This window comes from Micrococcus sp. HG099 (genome assembly GCF_024723355.1).
GTDB classification, from domain to species: Bacteria; Actinomycetota; Actinomycetes; order Actinomycetales; family Micrococcaceae; genus Micrococcus; species Micrococcus endophyticus.
Map to the genome: position 1 here is coordinate 1 of NZ_JANQCJ010000214.1, position 2,130 is coordinate 2,130.

The 2,130-nt window shown below is 77.1% G+C and carries 3 protein-coding genes and 1 pseudogene; all 4 read left to right on the top strand.

The annotated features are described in order from the left end of the window. Nucleotides 1-127 (top strand): annotated as a pseudogene (locus NWP10_RS11665) (hypothetical protein); the annotation flags it as partial. Between the two features lie 65 nt (nucleotides 128-192). Further along, nucleotides 193-711 (top strand): hypothetical protein, encoded by a 519-nt coding sequence (locus NWP10_RS11670; protein ID WP_258301013.1) that lies wholly within the window; start codon nucleotides 193-195, stop codon nucleotides 709-711. Nucleotides 712-776: 65 nt separating this feature from the next. Then, a complete protein-coding gene (locus tag NWP10_RS11675) occupies nucleotides 777-1,337 on the top strand; it encodes a tRNA (cytidine(34)-2'-O)-methyltransferase (RefSeq protein WP_375162494.1) in 561 nt (186 codons plus the stop codon). Nucleotides 1,338-1,344: 7 nt separating this feature from the next. Next, on the top strand, nucleotides 1,345-2,115 hold the full coding sequence (locus NWP10_RS11680) for a hypothetical protein (protein ID WP_258301014.1): 771 nt from the start codon (nucleotides 1,345-1,347) through the stop codon (nucleotides 2,113-2,115). The last annotated feature ends 15 nt before the right edge of the window (nucleotides 2,116-2,130 follow it).

Consider the following 2,130-nt stretch of genomic DNA (forward strand, 5'->3'; position numbering starts at 1 on the left):
CGCGCGCGAGTTCTTCCAGACCCTCGCCGAGATCCAGTTCGAGTCCGGCTACCCGTACATCGTGTTCGAGGACACCGTGAACCGCGCCAACCCGATCAAGGGCCGGATCACCATGTCCAACCTCTGCCCCGTTCCAGCCAGCGCGTGCATGGCGCGCCGCGGCCCCGCGGGATCCTCCCGGACGAGCACCGGGTGCTCCGCCAGGCCCGCACCCTGGACGTGCTCCTGCGCCACGTGGCCGACGCGCTGCCGGCCGCGCGCGTGCTCACCGGGCTGCGCCTGGCCGGCCGCTGGGGCCGGCCCCTCGACGTCGACCACGCCGTGCTGTGCGGGCACCGCCTGGCGCTCGTGGGCTCCGTGATGGTCCCGGAGGGCGCCTACACGTGGGACGGGTCCGACCTGCGCTCGCGCGGGCGGCCGGTGGCGCCCCCGCAGCTGGGGCCCGCCATGATGGCCTGGCAGCAGGTGCTCCCCCAGGCCACGGTGGGCGGATTCGTGCACGTGATGACGGACCGCGACGCCCTCCACGGGCCCGTGATCCGCCACGCCCGCGGGGCCGACGACCCCGGCGCCCGGGCCGACCTGCTCACCGCCCCGCCCGCCCCCGGCCGGCAGTTCGTCCGCGACCTGCTCCTGTTCCTCGGCACGGGCGAGGACCCGGACCTGGTGGACCGCCGCGTGCTCGGCACCCTCGTCGAGCGGCTGCACTGACCCGGGTCCGCGTCCCGGTCCCCGTGCTCCGGGCCGCGGAGGGGCCGCGCCACTAGGCTGAGCGCGTGTCCGACTCCCCCGCCCCGCCCCGCCCGAACCCCCACGAGGGCGCCGAGCGCGCGCCCGCGCCCGGCACCCCCCGCTTCCGCATCCTGCTGCTGACGCCCGAGATCCCCGGCAACACCGGCAACGCGATCCGGCTCGCCGCGATCACCGGGGCCGAGCTGCACCTGGTGGAGCCGCTGGGCTTCGGCTTCCAGGACGCGCACCTGCGGCGCGCCGGCCTGGACTACCACGACCTCGCCGTGGTCACCGTGCACCCGGACCTGGACGCCGCCCTGGCCGCGCTCGCCCCGGCCCGCGTGCTGGCGTTCACGGCGCGCGGGCGGGTGCGGCACGACCGGGTGGACTACCGGCCCGGGGACGTGCTGCTCTTCGGCCGCGAGTCGACGGGGCTGCCCGAGGAGGTCGTCGCCGACCCCCGCGTCGCCGAGACCGTCGCGCTGCCCATGCAGCCCTCGCGGCGCTCGCTGAACCTCGCGAACGCCGTGTCCGTCGCCGTCTACGAGGCGTGGCGTCAACACGGGTTCGCCGGTGCGGCGTCCGAGACCGATTCCCTAGACTGAGGCCACCATGCAGACTCCTGACGCGTCCGAGCCCCGGGCCGACCGCTCCGCAGCGGCCGGCGCGCCCGCCCTGGACACCCTGCTCCGCCGCAGCGCCGAGGGCGACCGCGCGGCCTTCTCCGCGTTCTACGACGCCACGGTGCCGTGGGTGCACGGCCTGGCCTCGGCGATGTTCCGCTCCGCGGACGACGCCGCGGAGGCCACGACCCGCACCTACCTGACCGCGTGGGAGGAGGCGTCCGAGGCCGGGCTGGACCTGAGCGAGCACGACGCCGCCTCCCACCGCGAGCGCCAGGTGTTCACGTGGCTCGAGGTCCTGGCGCACCGCGTGATGACCACGCTCCTGCGCACGGACGGCCTCCCCGAGGCCGGGCACGGGCTGCTCCCGGACCGCGCCGGGCCCGGCTCGGCCGGACCCGCCGAGCGGCCCGAGGACCTGGGCTCCCGGGTGGACCCGGCCGCGTTCGAGGCAGTGCGCCTGGCCTGGCTGGGCGGGCTCACGGACCGGCAGGTCGCCGAGCGGATGGGCCGCCCGGTGGCCGAGTCCCGCACGCTGCTGCGCGACGGCGTCCGGCAGGTCGTCGAGGCGCACCGCGCGCTGACCCGCGACGCGGCGGACCGCTCGCCGGAGACGTCCGCGCGCCCGGCGCTGGCCACCTCGGTCCGCGAGGACGTCGAGGCGGGCCACGCCCTGGAGCTGGCCGACCTCTCGGCCGTCCACGCCCTGGAGACCGCCGGCCACACCGCGGCGGTCTCGGCGGGGCCCGGCTTCTTTTAACCACTCCCGGCCCCC

Bases quoted from the DNA above. Each gene is read 5' to 3' on its own strand.
- NWP10_RS11680 (WP_258301014.1), top strand. From the start codon at position 1,345: ATGCAGACTCCTGACGCGTCCGAGCCCCGGGCCGACCGCTCCGCAGCG.